At 65.3% G+C, this 15902-nt stretch carries 16 protein-coding genes; 8 read left to right on the top strand and 8 right to left on the bottom strand.

Features of this window, described 5'->3' with window-relative positions; all coding sequences use genetic code 11:
• Window positions 1-15: 15 nt before the first annotated feature.
• On the bottom strand, window positions 16-1488 hold the full coding sequence (locus CFB17_RS17465; RefSeq protein ID WP_088562858.1) for a glycosyltransferase family 4 protein: 1473 nt from the start codon (window positions 1486-1488) through the stop codon (window positions 16-18).
• Window positions 1489-1591: 103 nt separating this feature from the next.
• A complete protein-coding gene (gene rfaD / locus CFB17_RS17460; RefSeq protein WP_088562857.1) occupies window positions 1592-2572 on the bottom strand; it encodes an ADP-glyceromanno-heptose 6-epimerase in 981 nt (326 codons plus the stop codon).
• Window positions 2573-2750: 178 nt separating this feature from the next.
• On the opposite strand from rfaD, the gene CFB17_RS17455 reads away from it, so the two are divergent.
• Entirely contained in the window at window positions 2751-2990 is a 240-nt protein-coding gene (locus CFB17_RS17455; RefSeq protein WP_207762168.1) for a hypothetical protein, read from the top strand.
• 6 nt (window positions 2991-2996) lie between these two features.
• Here CFB17_RS17455 and CFB17_RS17450 read toward each other — a convergent pair whose 3' ends face one another.
• From CFB17_RS17450 to CFB17_RS17435, 4 genes are read right to left on the bottom strand one after another with little or no spacing between them, the layout of a single operon-like run.
• Window positions 2997-3914, bottom strand: coding sequence for an efflux RND transporter periplasmic adaptor subunit (locus tag CFB17_RS17450; RefSeq protein ID WP_088562856.1), 918 nt, complete (start codon window positions 3912-3914; stop codon window positions 2997-2999).
• Between the two features lie 55 nt (window positions 3915-3969).
• The gene (locus tag CFB17_RS17445; protein WP_088562855.1) at window positions 3970-4176 is read right to left on the bottom strand and encodes a DUF1656 domain-containing protein; all 207 of its coding nucleotides are present in this window, start codon (window positions 4174-4176) and stop codon (window positions 3970-3972) included.
• On the bottom strand, window positions 4173-6245 hold the full coding sequence (locus CFB17_RS17440; RefSeq protein ID WP_088562854.1) for an FUSC family protein: 2073 nt from the start codon (window positions 6243-6245) through the stop codon (window positions 4173-4175). The genes CFB17_RS17445 and CFB17_RS17440 overlap by 4 nt, the downstream gene beginning before the upstream one ends.
• Complete coding sequence (locus CFB17_RS17435; protein ID WP_088562853.1) at window positions 6245-6721, bottom strand: MarR family winged helix-turn-helix transcriptional regulator; 477 nt, start codon at window positions 6719-6721, stop codon at window positions 6245-6247. Before CFB17_RS17435 ends, CFB17_RS17440 begins: the two co-directional genes overlap by 1 nt.
• 168 nt (window positions 6722-6889) lie before the next feature.
• Between CFB17_RS17435 and CFB17_RS17430 the strand changes: the two genes are divergently transcribed.
• From CFB17_RS17430 to modC, 5 genes are read left to right on the top strand one after another with little or no spacing between them, the layout of a single operon-like run.
• Window positions 6890-8425, top strand: a complete 1536-nt coding sequence (locus CFB17_RS17430) for an MFS transporter (RefSeq protein WP_088562852.1) — start codon at window positions 6890-6892, stop codon at window positions 8423-8425.
• 31 nt (window positions 8426-8456) lie between these two features.
• The gene (locus CFB17_RS17425; RefSeq protein WP_088562903.1) at window positions 8457-8996 is read left to right on the top strand and encodes a gluconokinase; all 540 of its coding nucleotides are present in this window, start codon (window positions 8457-8459) and stop codon (window positions 8994-8996) included.
• Window positions 8997-9043: 47 nt separating this feature from the next.
• Entirely contained in the window at window positions 9044-9844 is an 801-nt protein-coding gene (modA, locus tag CFB17_RS17420) for a molybdate ABC transporter substrate-binding protein (protein WP_243389932.1), read from the top strand.
• A gap of 19 nt (window positions 9845-9863) precedes the next feature.
• Window positions 9864-10562, top strand: a complete 699-nt coding sequence (modB, locus tag CFB17_RS17415) for a molybdate ABC transporter permease subunit (RefSeq protein ID WP_088562851.1) — start codon at window positions 9864-9866, stop codon at window positions 10560-10562.
• Entirely contained in the window at window positions 10559-11647 is a 1089-nt protein-coding gene (gene modC / locus CFB17_RS17410) for a molybdenum ABC transporter ATP-binding protein (RefSeq protein WP_088562850.1), read from the top strand. Before modB ends, modC begins: the two co-directional genes overlap by 4 nt.
• A 314-nt stretch (window positions 11648-11961) precedes the next feature.
• Here modC and CFB17_RS17405 read toward each other — a convergent pair whose 3' ends face one another.
• A complete protein-coding gene (locus tag CFB17_RS17405) occupies window positions 11962-12342 on the bottom strand; it encodes a winged helix-turn-helix domain-containing protein (RefSeq protein WP_243389931.1) in 381 nt (126 codons plus the stop codon).
• A gap of 166 nt (window positions 12343-12508) precedes the next feature.
• Between CFB17_RS17405 and ilvD the strand changes: the two genes are divergently transcribed.
• Entirely contained in the window at window positions 12509-14365 is a 1857-nt protein-coding gene (gene ilvD, locus CFB17_RS17400; protein ID WP_088562849.1) for a dihydroxy-acid dehydratase, read from the top strand.
• A gap of 40 nt (window positions 14366-14405) precedes the next feature.
• On the opposite strand, the gene CFB17_RS17395 is transcribed toward ilvD, so the two are convergent.
• Entirely contained in the window at window positions 14406-15245 is an 840-nt protein-coding gene (locus tag CFB17_RS17395) for an SDR family NAD(P)-dependent oxidoreductase (protein ID WP_207762167.1), read from the bottom strand.
• Window positions 15246-15346: 101 nt separating this feature from the next.
• Between CFB17_RS17395 and CFB17_RS17390 the strand changes: the two genes are divergently transcribed.
• The gene (locus CFB17_RS17390; RefSeq protein ID WP_088562847.1) at window positions 15347-15895 is read left to right on the top strand and encodes a DUF2239 family protein; all 549 of its coding nucleotides are present in this window, start codon (window positions 15347-15349) and stop codon (window positions 15893-15895) included.
• Window positions 15896-15902: the final 7 nt, after the last annotated feature.

Raw genomic sequence — 15902 nt, 5'->3', positions numbered from 1 at the left:
GTGCGACGCTGGTCCTTATCGTTGACGGCGCCGGCGCTCGAACAGACTCTGCCAGCGAGGGGCCAAGGCCGCTTCGCCGTAGAGCCCTGCCTGAGCGGGCCCGCGCGCTCGCAGGCATTGAATGACATTCTCGCCTGCGAGTGCTGCCTTAAGCAAGAGAGACAGCGCGTTCGGATCATAGGCATCGAAATAGCCAGCCGCCTCGCCATAGACCCAGCGATGCACGGGAATGTCGGAGGCGAGAACGGCGCTGCCGCAGGCCATGGCCTCGATGCCCGAGAGATCGAAGCCCTCCGCCCGGCTCGGGCAAACGACGGCCTTGGCGGCGGTGTAGAGAATACGCAGCTCCTCCAGCGGCACGCCCGCCAGATGAACGACGCGTCCCAGGGACACCTGGGTGCGGATCTGGCGCAAATCATCGTCGCAGCGCCAGCCCGGCCGACCGACGATGACAAGGCGGCTGCCCGGACCACCGGCCGCCAATTGCCAGGCGCGCAGCAAGAGGTCGAAATTCTTGCGCGGTTCGATCGTCGAGACGGCCATGACGAAATTGCCAGCCCCGCCCGAGGCCAGGAGTTGTTCGATCTCCTGGCGAACCGCCGAGGGCGTCGGCTCGTCCACCCCATGTCGGCGCGCCACCATGATCTCGGCCACCGTCTGAAGGGGCTGTGGATCGGGACGAAAGGCCGGCGAGACGAGATCGGGAATGACCTCGATCGAGGCTTCCGCCTCGGGTGCAAGCACCAGCAGATCCCTGGCCACGGGTTCGCTCGTGCAAACGAAGACCGCCTTCTCGCGCAAGCTGGCCTTGAGGCCCCGGTCATGTGTGCGGTTATGCGCCGTCGTGTCGGAGATGGTATGCGGCCAGAAGATTGGAATGGCGTCGTGATAGCGCACGATGGTCTGCGTCCGCGCCGACATGCGGAAGGGCGAGGGCGTCTGCGCCAGGAAGAAGTCGAAATCCTCGCTTACGATCGCTTGCGTCTCCTGCGGACGGCCGCAAAAGCGATCGGCCTCGTTCCAGCTGGTCCCAAGGGCCGAAAAATCGCTCGCCATGACCTGCGCACGACGCTCCGGTGCCAGCGTCATGGCAAAAAGCCGCGTCCAGATGAAGTCGCCGAAAAAGGCGGGGTCAAGGTCGACGAGTGCCGCCGGCTCGCGATGATGTCCCGCCAACCGACGCAGGAGTGCGGAATTGCTCTTGATCATCCGGCGACGCAACTTGGCGGTGATGTTGCGCGCCCGGATGCCCTGGCTCGCGCGGTCGATCGCGATCAGGAGCCGGGAATTGGCCTCGATCGAAAGCGTCTTGCCGGCGGACGGCACGGCAAAGCCAGCCAGCGTGTTGACCAGGCCGCAGGGCCGGATATCACCTTGGGCTGCCAGCATGGCGAAGATCAGCCGGGTCTCCTGCGGGATGCCTGCGTGGCCCTGAAAGCAGGGGCGCAGCTCGACCAGAACGCGCGGCGCGCGCGAGGTGTCACTCATCGGGAACGAGCAGCGCGCGCAAGGGCGATGCGGCTGATCGGCAATGGGTGCATACGAGCTTTCCCTTCGCGAGCGCAAACGCCCGCTCTCAAAGGCGCCATGATCATCGGTAACGCTGGCCGCCGGCCAGATAGGACTGGATATAATCTCGCACGCCCGCCTCGAGCGGTGTTGGCACCTCGTGCCATCCAGCCTCGCGCAGGCGTCGCATGTCGGCCTCGGTCACATGCTGATAGCGACCCTTGAGTGCCGCCGGCATGTCGATGAAATCGATCTCGGCCCGTTGGCCCAGCGCGGCAAAGACCGCCTCGGCCACATCCCGGAAGGTTCGGGCCCGGCCGCTGCCGACATTGTAGAGGCCGGAGCTGACATTGCTCGTCAACAGCCAGAGGATAATGCGGCAGACATCGTCCACGTGGATGAAATCTCGCGCCTGCGCGCCGTCCGCCATGTCTGGTCGATCGGACTTGAAGAGCTGCAGTGGCCTGCCGGCCATGAGGGCGGTGGCAAGTTCGTAAACGGGCGAGCGCATACCGCACTTGTGATATTCGTTCGGCCCGTAGACGCTGAAGAACTTGAGGCCATACCAGCGGGGCGGCGTCTTTTCGCCATCGAGCGAATCGCGGATCACCTTGAGATCGAAGACGTGCTTGCTGAAGCCGAAAAGGCTGAGCGGGCGAAGTCGACGCAGCGAGGCTAGCGCGTTGTCGTCAACGAAACCGGTCGCATCATCGCCATAGGTAGCGGCTGCGGATGCATAGAGGAAAGGCACGTCATGCTCGGCGGCGTAACGCCAGAGCTGGAGCGAGGTCGCGAAATTCTCCGCCATCACGCGATCAGCATCGTCGGTGCTGACGGAGAGGGCCCCAAGGTGGATGATCGCATCGAGCCTGGGCGCGCTTGAAAGCCAAGCCCCCACCTGACTGGGTTGCAGAAATTCGGCGAATTCACGACCGCGCAAATTTTGCCATTTATCGTCGTTCCGCAGACGGTCGGCCACGGCGATCCGATGAAACCCGGCCTCGTTCATGTGCCAGAGGAGGTTCGAGCCGATGAAGCCCGCGCCCCCCGTCATGAGTATCATCGATCCTCCGAGGTGCCAGCGCCTGCCAGCGCTGATCCAATGGGATCTAGCGCCAAAGCCCTCGACCGTCCAGCGAGAGGCCCTGCACGGGCGTGGGCGCTAGAGCCTAAAGAATAGGGGGAACAGCCAGCGCCGCCGGCGTTTGATCAGGTGAGCACCTGTCACTGCCGGAGCCCTCATGCTGGCCGATCATGACGATTTCTCGCACATCTGCGATCATCGGGCTGGGCAGCCGCTGCCCCCCGATCCGATACCGCCTCCCTTACCGCCGGGCGCGCCGCCTTGGCCTGATCCGGACCTGCCCGACATCCTGCCACCAGCTAAGGATCCGCCGAACGATCTGCCGCCCGAGATCGAACCCCCGGGAGGCGATCCCGACGTCATCGAGCCGGGCATGCCTCCGCCGGCCCAGGCCTGAGTTCGGTCAATTCCTGGGCGCTGGCCCGGGCACAGCGGTCTGGCCCCGTGGCGCCTCGTTCTCGAGGACCGTGACCGTCACCGTCCGCCCGGCGACCAGCTTGACCTCGGGCGGCACGTCCTCGAGGCGCACGCGGACGGGAATGCGCTGGGCAAGGCGGACCCAGCTGAAGGTCGGGTTGACGTCCGCCAGGAGATCGGCGCTGTCCGAACGCTCGCGGTCGACGATGCCGCTGGCGATGCTCTCGACCCGGCCACGCATGTCGACACTGCTGCCCATGAGATGGATGCTGACGGGATCGCCGATATTGATCCGCTCGAGCTTCGTCTCCTCGAAGTAGCCGTTCACATAGTAGCTGTCGCGATCGATGACCGCGAAGACGCCGCGGCCGGCACTCACATAGGTGCCGGGACGCAGGCCGAAATTCGTGACGATACCATTGACCGGCGCGGTGACGACGGTGCGGTCGAGATTGAGCTTGGCGGTATCGCGGTCCGCGACCGCCTGGTCATAGTCGGCCTTGGCAGTGAGATACTGGCTCTCGGCCTGCTCGCGGGACGACTGCGAGACAGCGTTGGTGTCGAGCCGCTGATAGCGACTGGCGTCACGCCGCGCCTGTTCCATGGTCGCCTCCTTGGCCTCGACCGTGGCGTTGGCCTCGCGCAGCGCCAGCTCAAAGCGCGCCTGGTCGATCGTAAAAAGAGCCTGGCCCTTCTGCACGATCTGATTGTCGACGACGGCAACGCTCGTCACGAGGCCCGAAACGTCGGGAGCGATCTGGACGACGTCGGCGCGCACACGGCCGTCCCGCGTCCAGGGATCCTCCATGTAGTAGACCCAGAGCTGCCAGCCGACGAGAACGGCCACGGCGACGACGCAGATGGTGACAAGAAGACGCACCAGGAGGGTTGCTAGGACTTTCATGACCTCGGTTGCCGGAGCGCCGGCCCTTTCATTCTTTTTCTTCGGACCGGCTTTGTCAGGTCCACTGCAGGACGGCGTACCAAACGCCGCCCAGGAGGATGAAGAACAAAGCGGTATCGAACAGTGCTCTGTGCCAGACGAGACGATAAAAGCCGATTGTCTCGAGCAGGCGACGAAGAGGGATGGAGATCAGCCAGGCGATGACGGCCCAGGCAAGAAGCGGGGTGATGAACAGGCCATAGATGTCGAGCTCATGATTCATGCGGTTTCCTCCAGGGTGCCGACCCTGGCCCTGCTTGGGGGCATACCCGGGGGTAAGGAATCAATGGCAGCGGAGCCGAAGGTCGCCTCGGGGCAAAGCGCACGTCTGGAGCCGATGAGGGTCAAAAGGATCTCGTTGGTCAGGTGGTTCGAGGGTTCCCGCCCGATCGTCGCGATGAGCCTGTCGAGCTCGTCCAGCAGTGCTGCGGAGCCGTGATCCCGACCGCTCCGCCGGCGCTTGAAGAAAGGAGGCAGCGAGCGGAGAAACGACGCCAGTTGCTCGCGAGCAGGTGTCGAGAGGCGCTTGCGCAGGCGGCGCAGCGTCAAAAGATTATAGCCGAGGCGAAAATCAGCCAGGGCCTCGCGCAGAACGCGCATGCCCTGCTCGGGTGCCTGGCCACGCACGCGCGGAATGAGCGCGCTGATGCGATCGAACATACGGCCCTCGAGATGCTCCCGACTGATCTGCAGACGACCCAGCGAAATGTCGGCGAGGTCGCGCTGCATCGCCCGAACAAGCCGCCTGACCATGAAGTCGGCGCCAACAGTTCGGACAAGCCGCGTCACGACCAGTGCCGTGTAGCTGCCAAGCACGAGGGCCGTCGAGCTGTTAAGGAAGGATTGCACATCCGCGGTATAGGTTTCCGCTAGGCCCATCGACGCCGCAGCGTTCACCACCAGTGCCAGACCATAGAGCATGGTTTGCGGCATGGCGATATAGGTGCCGGCCAGGATGGTGAAGGGGGCGAGGGAGGCGACCAACATCGTATAGCCGTCAATCGCGGGGAACACCCAGAACAGATAGAGGCCGGCGATGCCTACGGCAAAAATCATCATCTGGACGAAAGTGGCGATCATCGGCGACGGGTCGTCTTGCGTTGCGAAAAAGCAGCAGAGGACGGCCGCCATCATCGGTGCCGAGGCACCATCGCTCCAGCCGGCAGCAATCCAAAAGGTGCAGCAGACGCCGACCGCCAGCATGGCTGCCACGGCCGAGAGAGCAGCCATGGCATGATCGCGATGCACGGCTATCGGAGCACTCGCCCGGGGAGCGGGGGTACCGGCCGTGACCTCGGCACGCAACACCTGACATTCCACCCAGTAGTCGACGAGATTGCGCAGCCGGGCGATGGCGTTGGCGAGGAGAAGCTCATCCCGGCTCTCTCGGATGGCCGCGGGCGAGGGCTCAAGGCTGTGCAACAACTTATGAAGATGCTGGACCCGGCCAGGGTCGGGGTCTTTGACCCAGAGTTCGATCTCCTCAAGGCCGGAGTCGAGTTCGGCTGCGAGGTCCGGTCGATGCTGGCGGATCTGGGTCAGGCGGTCGTCGAGGGCACTAATGACAGCAAAGAGCGACTGCATTCTCTGCTGCAGCTGGAAAAGCGATGGCTGGACGCGTCGCAGGCGAGGCGTATCGAAGGCAGCATGTGTACGAAGTTGCTCGATGGCGACAGCATCGAGGATGAGGCGATGCGGCGCATCGTCGGTGCTCGCCCCCTCCGCGAGGTTGCGTGGAAGCAGGACACCGCGCGCCCAGTCGATGACGTTGGCAAACCAGATATCGAGGCGCTGTTCGAGAACGGGCCCTACACGTTGCGGTAGGATCAGCATGTCGATGACGGTGACGCAGAGAATGGCCAGAATGATCTCTTCCGACCGGGCAAGGCCGATATCGAAGATGTTCTGGGGCGTACCCACCGAGGGGAATGAGATGAAGGCCGCAGTGTAGCCCGCCAGCATGAAGGCGTAGCTGCGGGGGGTCTTGTCCATCAACGAGCAATAGAGGCAAAGCCCGGTCCAAAGAGCCAGGACTGCGGTCAGCAACTCGGGCGACGTGATGAAGATCGGCATCACGAAGATGGCGAAAATGGCCCCGCCCAGCGTGCCCGCGACGCGGTAGGCGGCCTTCGACTGCACCATGCCAGAAAGAGGCTGGGCGACGATATAAACGGTGCCCATCGCCCAATAGGGGCGCGGCAGGTCGATCGAGAAGGCGATAAAGAGCGCCAGCGCCATGGCGATATAGGCCTTGAGCGAAAAGACCCAGGCACGCCAGCCGGGGATCAGCATCAGACCCGCCCCTCCTGTCCAAGATGCGGCTCGGCTCGCGCCGCCGAGGTCTCGACCTGATCGAAGACGCCGAGGCAGACTTCGAGCTCGGCCTCGCTGACCTGCCCTGTTAGTCGCAGGCGGGTATCCGTCAAGACTTCGTCGATCCGTTCGACCAGCGCCAGTCCCGAGGGGGTCAAATGCACTGTCCGGGCGCGCCTGTCGCTCGGGTCCGGCCAGCGCTCAACCAGCCCTTCGGCCGCCAATCGGTCGAGCAGACGGACAAGCGAAGGCCCCTCGATGCCGAGCTGGGCAGCTAGCGCTCCCTGGCGCAGGCCCGAGCCGCCGGCGCGAAGCAGGAAGAGTGGCAGTGAGGTCGATTCGGAGAGATTGTAGCGGGCCAACACCTCGTTCACCGCGCGTCGCCAGAGGCGGGATACGCGAAGAAGGCGCAGACCGAAGGTCTGCCGTGCGGCGCTGATCGGCGGTGTCGACATGCCGCTTAGATAGTTTTGACACCTATCTAAATGCAATCGGACGGATACCCGCAATCAGCGATGGCTGCCATGATGGATTGACGAGGCCGATAGGCGCGCGGCATTGCTAAAACCGCGAGGCCAAACGACGTCGGCGCGCATACGGGTGTTCCTGGACGTCTCTTCACCTTGACCTTCGGCCGTGCCCTCATGTCCGCTACCGTCGCCCGTCCGTTCGCCGATACTGGGCCCAGCTTCACCAACAGTCAGATCCGCATCGCTTTTTGCGGCCTCATGCTGGGAAATTTCCTGGCCACATTGGATCAGACCGTCGTCGCCACGGCACTGGGCAATATCGGCGCCGCCCTGGGTGACCTTAAAAATGTCTCGTGGATCGTCTCGATCTATCTTTTAACCTCGACGGCCTCGACGCCGATCTACGGCAAGCTCAGCGACCTCCATGGTCGCCGACCAATGCTCATGACGGCGATCTCGATCTTCATGGTGGCGTCGGTGCTCTGCGCGCTGGCCCCCACCATGCTGGCCCTCGTCCTGGCGCGCGCGCTGCAAGGGATTGGCGGCGGCGGCCTGCTGGCGATGGCGCACGCGACGATCGCCGATCTCGTCAGCCCGCGCGAGCGCGGTCGCTGGCAGGGCTATATCGGCGGCGCGTTCGCTGCCGGCAACGTGCTGGGGCCGGTCCTTGGCGGGGCGATCATCCAGCACGCCGCCTGGCCCTGGATCTTCTGGCTCAACGTGCCGATCTGCCTCCTGGCATTGATCGTGATCCAGCGGGCTTTGCGCCTTCTTCGACCGCGCGGCGTGCGTCACCGCATCGACTGGGCCGGCTCCTCGATCTTCACAGGCGCCATCGCGTGCCTGATCGGCTTTCTGGTCATGGGCGGCAACGACCTGCCCTGGTCCGACCTCCGGCTATGGGGCCTCTTCGCCCTGGCGCTGGTCCTCTCGGGACTCTTTATCGCCCGCCAGGAAAGCGCTGCCGAGCCCGTCCTGCCGCTTCGCCTCTTTCGCAACCCGGTCTTTACGATTGTCGTCGGCTTCACGATCCCGGCCTCGATGACGCTGGTCGGCTGCATCGTCCTTTTGCCGATCTTCCTCATCTATGGGCTCGGCTACACGACCGGCGAAGCTTCCCTGCTCATGATCTCGATCACCATCGCGACCGTGGCGGCAGCACTCAGCACGGGTATGCGCGTCGCCCAGACGGGCCGCTACAAGATCTACCCGCTGGCGGGGCTCTGGCTGGCAACCCTGACCCTGCTCTCGCTGGGATTGTTGGCGACGCACGCCCCCTCACCGCTGCTGATCGTGATCCAGCTAGCGGCCATCGGCTTCGGCATCGGCCTCTCGATGCCGGTCGCGCTGGTGGCCGTACAGAACGCCGTCGAGACTCAGGATCTTGGTGTTGCCACGTCCTGCATTTCCTTCTTTCGCTCCCTGGGCGGAGCCATTGGCGTCTCGCTGCTGACGGCCATCGTCGCCCAGACGCTTGTGGCCGGCAGTCCCGTGGCCCTCACCCAGGGCCATCGCGGCCTCGACCTGCTAAACGTCGCCGGCGATGCCGGTCTCGTGGCGCATGGCTGCAGCCTGGCCTTCCTCGCCGCCGCGATCCTGACCGGCCTTGCCGCCCTGCTGGCGTGCATTCTGCCGGAACGCCCGCTACGATCGAGCCCCCTGGTCGATGCGGCGGCCTCACTCGAGTAAGACCGCCTCGATCTTCCCTTCCGGAGTTGTCATGGATCCCGTTGCCGCTGCGCCGCACCGTCCCTTCGCCGTCATCGTCATGGGCGTCTCGGGCTCGGGCAAGTCGACGATCGGCGGCAGGCTCGCCGAGATCCTGGGCGTGCCTTTTCTCGAAGGCGACCAGTTCCATCCCAAGGCCAATATCGACAAGATGACGGCCGGCATCCCCCTCCACGATGAGGACCGATGGCCCTGGCTCGACCGACTGGGGGAGGCGATCGGGCAGGCCGCGAGAGCGAAAGGCGGCGTCGTTAACGCGTCCTCAGCCCTGAAGCGCAGCTACCGCGCCAGGCTGGTGGCGGCGGCTGGCATGCCGATCCGCTTCATCTGCCTCTTCGGCGACAAGGAACTGATCGCGTCGCGCCTGCAAAAGCGTAAGGGCCACTACATGCCGCCGGCTCTCCTGGACAGCCAACTGGCCGATTTCGAAAAGCCCCTGCCGAGTGAGAATGCCCTGATCCTCGACCTCGGGTCAGACGTCGAGACACTGGTCGCAGAAGCGCTGGCCGATATCCGGGCTTATGCCGGATGACGCACCGGCCGCCATCGTGATATGCGCGGGTATATAACGAGGAGACGATGATGCGACGGTTCGGCATTTTGAAGGCGGCCCTGCTCGCGGCCTTGATCCTGGCATGGCCGCAAGCCCGCCTCATGGCAGCCGAAGGCACGCTCACCGCCTTCGGGGCCGCCAGCCTCAAGAACGCGATGGACGAGATCGACCAAGCCTACGCGACCAAGACCAAGGTCCAGGTCAAGGCCAGCTACGCCGGCAGCTCGGCCCTGGCCAAGCAGATCGAGCAAGGGGCACCTGTCGACGTCTTCATCTCCGCCGACCAGGACTGGATGAACTATCTGGCCGATCGCTCCCTGATCGAAAAGGAGACGCGCACCGACCTTCTGGCCAACCGCATCGTGCTCGTCGCCGCCAAGGACTTCAAGACCGATAAGGTCGAGATCGGCCCGGGCTTCGATCCAAGCCCGCTCCTGGCCGGCGGCCGACTGGCGATGGGCCAGGTCGACTCGGTGCCTTGCGGCAAATATGGCAAGGCCGCGCTTGAGAAGCTCGGCGCCTGGCCGAAGGTTAAGGACCATCTGGCCCAGTCTGAGAGCGTGCGCGCGGCGCTGGCGCTGGTCGCCAGGGGCGAGGCCCCTCTGGGCATCGTCTACGCGACCGACGCCACGGCCGAGCCCGGCGTCAAGATCATCGGCACCTTCCCCCTCGATAGCCACCCGCCCATCATCTATCCGGCGGCTATCTTGAAAGATGCTGCCAACGAGTCGGGCGCGCGCGATTATCTGACCTTCCTGCGCTCGCCCGCCGCCAAGGCTGCCTTCGAACGGCAGGGCTTCACCGTGCTGGACGGCACGAGCAACTGAGCGCCGCTTTGCGATCCAGATGCTCAGTGCCTTCACCCCCGACGAACAGACGGCGATCCTCCTAAGCTTGAGAGTGGCGCTCCTTGCCACCTTCGGTGCCCTGCCCTTTGGCATCGCCGCCGCGTGGCTCCTGGCAAGGCGGCGCTTTCCGGGCCGCGCGCTCCTGGATGGCCTCATCCACGCGCCGCTCGTGCTGCCGCCTGTCGTGACGGGCTATATCCTCCTGCTCCTGTTCGGCCGGCGCGGCGCCATCGGCGCCTATCTCTGGAGCTGGTTCGGCTTCACCTTCGCCTTTCGCTGGACCGGCGCGGCACTGGCCTGCGCCGTCATGGGATTTCCGCTCCTGGTCCGGGCGATCCGTCTCTCCTTGGAGGCGGTCGACCAGCGGCTTGAAGCAGCAGCCGGAACGCTCGGCGCCTCGCCGGTACGCGTGTTCCTCTCGATCACCTTGCCCCTGATGCTGCCGGGCATCCTCGCCGGCGTGGTCCTCTGCTTTGCCAAGGCGCTGGGCGAGTTCGGCGCCACGATCACCTTCGTCTCCAACATCCCGGGCGAAACGCAAACCTTGCCGGCCGCCATCTATACCTACACTCAGGTGCCGGGCGGCGATGCCGGTGCGCTTCGCCTGACGCTGGTGGCCGTCGTCATCTCGCTGCTGGCTTTGGCCGCATCGGAAGGCATGGCGCGCTACGCTGCAAGGCGCCTCGGCCAGGCATGAGTGCCCTCGAGGTCAATCTCGACCATACCCAGGGCGCCTTCACCCTGGAGGTCAGCTTTGCAGCACCTGACGGCGTCACCGCCCTCTTTGGCCCCTCGGGCAGCGGCAAGACCACGCTCGTCAGCCTTATTGCCGGCCTGCGCCAGCCAAGGCACGGGCGGATCGTCGTCGGCGAGGCCGTCCTGCTCGACACTGCCAAGCGCTTCCACCTTCCGCCCCACCGCCGTCGCATCGGCTATGTCTTTCAGGATGCGCGCCTCTTCCCACACATGACGGTCAGGCAGAACCTGCATTACGGTCGCGACTTGGCACCAGCCGATGCCGTCCATCAGGACGAGTCGGCGATCATCGAGCTTTTGGGCATCGGCCATCTGCTGGATCGCAGGCCGGCTGCCCTTTCCGGCGGCGAGACGCAGCGCGTCGCCATCGGTCGGGCGCTCCTCTCGGCACCGCGCCTCCTTTTAATGGACGAGCCGCTGGCCTCGCTGGACCAGCCGCGGCGGCTGGAGATCCTTCCTTATCTCGAACGGCTCTGCCGCGAAGCGCGCCTTCCCATCGTTTACGTCACACACGACGTGGACGAAGTGGTGCGGCTGGCGGATACGCTCGTGCTCCTGAACCAAGGCCGCGTTCTAAGCTGCGCGCCTGTCGAGACCGTCCTCGGTGATCCGGCGTTGCAACGTCTGACCGGCCGGCACGAAGTAAGCGCCCTGCTCAGGGCCAGTGTTCAGGGTCCACCGGAGGACGGCGTCCAGCGTCTGGCGCATCCGGCCGGAATGATGCACCTGCCGGTCGCGAACGGTCTTCGCGTGGGGGCAAGCGAAAGACTGCACGTGAAGGCCCGGGACGTGGCCCTGGCGACGGGCAGCGTGCGGGGGCTCAGCATCCGCAACCGCCTGACCTGCCGCATCGTACGGATCGAGCCGCAGGCGGGCGTGGATGTGCTGATCGAGTTGGACGCGGCCGGCCAGCGCCTGGCCTCACTGATCACCAAGGAAGCCCTGGTCGACTTGGCGCTGGCCCCGGGCCAGCAGGTCGTGGCCCTCATCAAAGCGATGACACTGGCACGCGCTTCGGATCGCTAGGCTCAGAGTCGACCGGCGCTCGCCCCATTGTAGCGGCCGCCTCCCTGCTCACCGCCCATCGCGGCACCGCTGGCGGCCCTTAACGTACCGAGCCCCAATGAGGGCATGCTTGGCGACCTTCGGGATCACCCAGACCCAGTTGGGGCTCCTTTTCATGATCGCCGCATCGAGGCTGACAGGTGCCGCGGAGACGGCACTCATCGGGGCCCGCGACACGCCGCTGGCGCCCTTTTTGGAGCTTGATCTTCGTCGGCGTCCTGCCGACTTTGCCCTCGTCCTGATGGCCGTGATCTACGAGATGGGGCCGAGCTCGTTCAGCCGTCGGCGCTGGGCGTTGCCAGAAGCTCGGCTAGCGCCGCCAGATGCGTGTCTGCCGCCGACATCGCCCTGACCTCGAGGGCACGGTAGGTCTCGAGCACGCATTGGCCGGTCGTCGTCAGCACAGCACCGCCATGATCGCGGCCGCCGCTGCGTGTCTCGACCACGGGCGCCTTGAAGAGACGGTTCATGGCATCGGTCAGATCCCAGGCGCGCTTGTAGGACATGCCGAGCGAGCGCCCGGCAGCCGAGATCGAGCCCGTCCGCGCGATCGCCTCCAAAAGGGCTATCTTGCCCGGCCCCAGGCGCCGTTCCGGCGTGCCGCCCAGGAAATCGACCCGCAAGGAGAGTCTGCCTGCCGTCTGATCCACGCCCACCAAAGCCGATCGAGGGTTACGATTTATCTTTTTCGCGATCAAAACTAGGGCGGAACTGCGTGGGATTGCAAACCTTCAACATGAACTGAGGACGAAGACATCTTAGCAAGCGTGACGATATGGCCTAAAACCGCTCTCTCTCACAGCCTTCCAAGGAACTCGTCCGATGCCCGCCTATCGTTCCCGCACCACCACCCATGGCCGCAACATGGCCGGTGCGCGCGGCCTTTGGCGTGCGACTGGCATGAAGGACGATGATTTCGGCAAGCCGATCATCGCCATTGCCAACTCCTTCACCCAGTTCGTGCCCGGCCATGTGCATCTGAAGGATCTGGGCCAACTCGTAGCGCGCGAGATCGAGAAGGCGGGCGGCGTCGCCAAGGAGTTCAACACGATCGCCGTCGATGACGGTATCGCCATGGGCCATGACGGCATGCTCTACAGCCTGCCGTCCCGCGAGATCATCGCCGATGCCGTCGAATACATGGTGAACGCGCATTGCGCCGATGCCATCGTCTGCATCTCCAATTGCGACAAGATCACGCCCGGCATGCTGATGGCGGCGATGCGCCTGAACGTGCCGGTCATCTTCGTCTCCGGCGGCCCCATGGAAGCGGGCAAGGTGCTCCATCGCGGCAAGACCCGCTCGATGGACCTGATCGACGCGATGGTGGCCGCGGCCGACGGCTCGATCACCGACGACGAAGTCCAAACGATCGAGCGCTCCGCCTGTCCGACCTGCGGTTCCTGCTCGGGCATGTTCACCGCCAATTCGATGAACTGCCTGACCGAGGCCCTGGGCCTGGCACTGCCCGGCAACGGCACGGTCCTGGCGACGCACGCCGATCGCGAGCGACTCTTCAAGGAAGCCGGCTGGCTGATCGTCGATCTGGCAAGGCGCTATTACGAGCAGGACGATGCAAGCGTGCTGCCGCGCAATATCGCCTCGTTGGCCGCCTTTGAGAATGCGATGACCCTCGACATCTCGATGGGCGGCTCGACCAACACGGTCCTCCATCTCCTGGCGGCCGCCGAGGAGGGCGAGATCCCCTTCAAGATGGCCGACATCGACCGGCTCTCGCGTCGCGTGCCCGTGCTCTGCAAGGTGGCACCCGCCGTCGCCGACGTGCATGTCGAGGACGTGCATCGGGCGGGTGGCATCATGGGCATCCTGGCCGAGCTCGATCGCGCGGGCCTGATCGATACGAGCGTCTCGACCGTGCACGAGCCCACCATGAAAGCAGCCCTGGCCCGCTGGGACGTGCGCGGCCAGCCGACCGCCGAGGTCGACAGCTTTTATCGGGCGGCGCCGGGCGGCGTGCCGACGCAGGTAGCGTTCAGCCAGTCGGCGCGCTGGCGCGAGCTCGACACCGACAGGGCAGCCGGCGTCATCCGTGACAAGGCGCATGCCTTCTCGCAGGATGGCGGTCTGGCCGTCCTCTATGGCAACATCGCGCGCGATGGCTGCATCGTGAAGACGGCCGGTGTGGATGCCTCGATTTTGACCTTCAAGGGTCCCGCTCGCATCTTCGAGAGCCAGGACGCCGCCGTCGAGGGCATTCTGGGTGGCAAGATCGTGCCCGGCGACGTCGTCCTGGTCCGCTACGAGGGGCCCAAAGGCGGCCCCGGCATGCAGGAAATGCTCTACCCGACCAGCTATCTGAAGTCGAAGGGCCTGGGGAAGGTCTGCGCGCTCGTAACGGACGGCCGGTTCTCCGGCGGCTCATCGGGTCTCTCGATCGGCCATGTCTCGCCGGAAGCGGCCGAAGGCGGAGCCATCGGCCTCGTCGAGGAAGGCGACATCATCGAAATCGACATCCCCAATCGCTCCATCATGCTGATGATCGAGGATGCCGAGCTCGAGGCGCGCCGTGCCGCCATGGAGGCGCTTGGACCCGACAAGGCATGGCAGCCGGCGGCACGCGATCGCAAGGTGTCGGTGGCCCTTAAGGCCTATGCGGCACTCACGACCAGTGCCGCGCGCGGCGCGGTGCGCGACGTCAGTCAGTTGCGGCGCCGCTGACCCTTACCGCTCCGGGGGGCCTTACGTCGCCTCCGGAGCCTCAGCTCTCCATGAACTGCTTGAACGCCCCCGCGTAGTCCGGGTGCCAGCGGGAAAGAGCCGGGCGATTCTCGATGAGGTCGCCCGCTGCCCAGGCGATGCGTTTCTCGTCCATCGCCCGGGTGACATCGTTGTCCGGGCACAAGATGTAGAAGTCGCCGCGCTCGATGGCCGGCAGCATGAAGTCGATGACCTGCTCGGGCAGCCACGCGGCGTCGGGCTTGATGTCCGTCCGCACGCGGGTGAAGCCAGTGAAGGTGAAGCCGGGAATGAGCAGGTGGGCGGTGATCGGCAGCCCCGGATGCTGCCTGAGGTCATGCGCCAGCGCCTCGGTGACGACCTTGATCGCCGCCTTGCTCGCGTTATAGGCGGTGTCTCCGGGCGGGGTGGTAATGCCTTGCTTGGAGCCGGTATTGATGACGAGACCGGGCTTGGCCGCCTCGATCATCGCGGGCACGAAGGCCTGGATGCCGTTGACGACGCCGCCGAGATTGGTGTCCAGGATCGCCTTGAAACGGGTCGGATCGCCCAGGAGTTCGCCCCCGCCTTCCCTACCTGCGTTGTTCATCAGCACCGATAGCGGCCCGAAGACCTGGGCAACCCGGTTGGCGAGGGCGCGCATCGCCGCAGCATCGGCGACGTCGACGACGGCCGCCATGACCTCTGGCGCGCCGGCCGCCAGGAGTTCGCCTTCGGCTTTGGCAAGAGCGTTGGCGTCGATGTCGACGATGACAAGCTTCATGCCGAAGCCGGCAAAGCGCGTCGCGGCCGCGAGCCCGATGCCGCTGGCGGCGCCCGTCAGGAGGGCGACCTGCCCTGAAGCCAGCGCTGCGTGCGTCATGATCCTGTCCCTTGCATGAATTATACCCGGATAATACTAAGACTTTATCCGCCGCCAGCGTATATAGGTCGAGAAAGCTGGGAAGCAGGGAAGCAGCCCGCATGAATGAGAGCCTAGACGAAAGAAGCTACGTGGCGTTCGACGGCGACCGCCTCGTGGCGCGAGGCACGGCCGCGGCGACGATGGAAGCCCTCGAAACCTTGGCCGGCAACGACGCGCAGATCCTGATCTTCGCCGATGCCACGAGCGAAATCGTGGAATGGCAACGCCTTGCCTGGCTGGCCCGGGAGGACGGCGCCCCGTCGGAGCGGCGGGGGCCAGGCCGGCCTCGGCTCGGCGTGGTCGCCCGCGAGGTGACCCTCCTGCCCCGCCACTGGGAATGGCTGGCGCAGCAGCCCGGGGGCGCCTCGGTGGCATTGCGCAAGCTGGTCGACCAGGCAAGGCATGCCAACGAGGAGGCCGACCACAAGCGACAGGCCAGGGATCGAGCCTACCGGCTAATGTCCGCCCTGGCGGGCGACCGACCGGGTTACGAGGAGGCGCTGCGCGCTCTCTATGCCGGCGACCGCCTGAAGTTCCAGGCGGAGATCGCCGACTGGCCCGCCGACATCAGGACCTACGTGGCGAGCAGGGCGGCGGCGGCGTTCTAGCGCCCGC

Source organism: Arboricoccus pini (assembly GCF_900187945.1).
In the GTDB taxonomy this organism is placed as follows: Bacteria; Pseudomonadota; Alphaproteobacteria; order Geminicoccales; family Geminicoccaceae; genus Arboricoccus; species Arboricoccus pini.
The sequence above is the reverse complement of the archived record's forward strand: the minus strand, read 5'-3'. Positions and strand labels throughout refer to the sequence as shown.

What these genes read in the sequence shown, in the direction of transcription:
- CFB17_RS17465 (WP_088562858.1), bottom strand. Translation starts at nt 1,488, where the DNA reads ATGAGTGACACCTCGCGCGCGCCGCGCGTTCTGGTCGAGCTGCGCCCC.
- rfaD (WP_088562857.1), bottom strand. Translation starts at nt 2,572, where the DNA reads ATGATACTCATGACGGGGGGCGCGGGCTTCATCGGCTCGAACCTCCTC.
- CFB17_RS17455 (WP_207762168.1), top strand. Translation starts at nt 2,751, where the DNA reads ATGCTGGCCGATCATGACGATTTCTCGCACATCTGCGATCATCGGGCT.
- CFB17_RS17450 (WP_088562856.1), bottom strand. Translation starts at nt 3,914, where the DNA reads ATGAAAGTCCTAGCAACCCTCCTGGTGCGTCTTCTTGTCACCATCTGC.
- CFB17_RS17445 (WP_088562855.1), bottom strand. Translation starts at nt 4,176, where the DNA reads ATGAATCATGAGCTCGACATCTATGGCCTGTTCATCACCCCGCTTCTT.
- CFB17_RS17440 (WP_088562854.1), bottom strand. Translation starts at nt 6,245, where the DNA reads ATGCTGATCCCCGGCTGGCGTGCCTGGGTCTTTTCGCTCAAGGCCTAT.
- CFB17_RS17435 (WP_088562853.1), bottom strand. Translation starts at nt 6,721, where the DNA reads ATGTCGACACCGCCGATCAGCGCCGCACGGCAGACCTTCGGTCTGCGC.
- CFB17_RS17425 (WP_088562903.1), top strand. Translation starts at nt 8,457, where the DNA reads ATGGATCCCGTTGCCGCTGCGCCGCACCGTCCCTTCGCCGTCATCGTC.
- modA (WP_243389932.1), top strand. Translation starts at nt 9,044, where the DNA reads ATGATGCGACGGTTCGGCATTTTGAAGGCGGCCCTGCTCGCGGCCTTG.
- modB (WP_088562851.1), top strand. Translation starts at nt 9,864, where the DNA reads ATGCTCAGTGCCTTCACCCCCGACGAACAGACGGCGATCCTCCTAAGC.
- modC (WP_088562850.1), top strand. Translation starts at nt 10,559, where the DNA reads ATGAGTGCCCTCGAGGTCAATCTCGACCATACCCAGGGCGCCTTCACC.
- ilvD (WP_088562849.1), top strand. Translation starts at nt 12,509, where the DNA reads ATGCCCGCCTATCGTTCCCGCACCACCACCCATGGCCGCAACATGGCC.
- CFB17_RS17395 (WP_207762167.1), bottom strand. Translation starts at nt 15,245, where the DNA reads ATGACGCACGCAGCGCTGGCTTCAGGGCAGGTCGCCCTCCTGACGGGC.
- CFB17_RS17390 (WP_088562847.1), top strand. Translation starts at nt 15,347, where the DNA reads ATGAATGAGAGCCTAGACGAAAGAAGCTACGTGGCGTTCGACGGCGAC.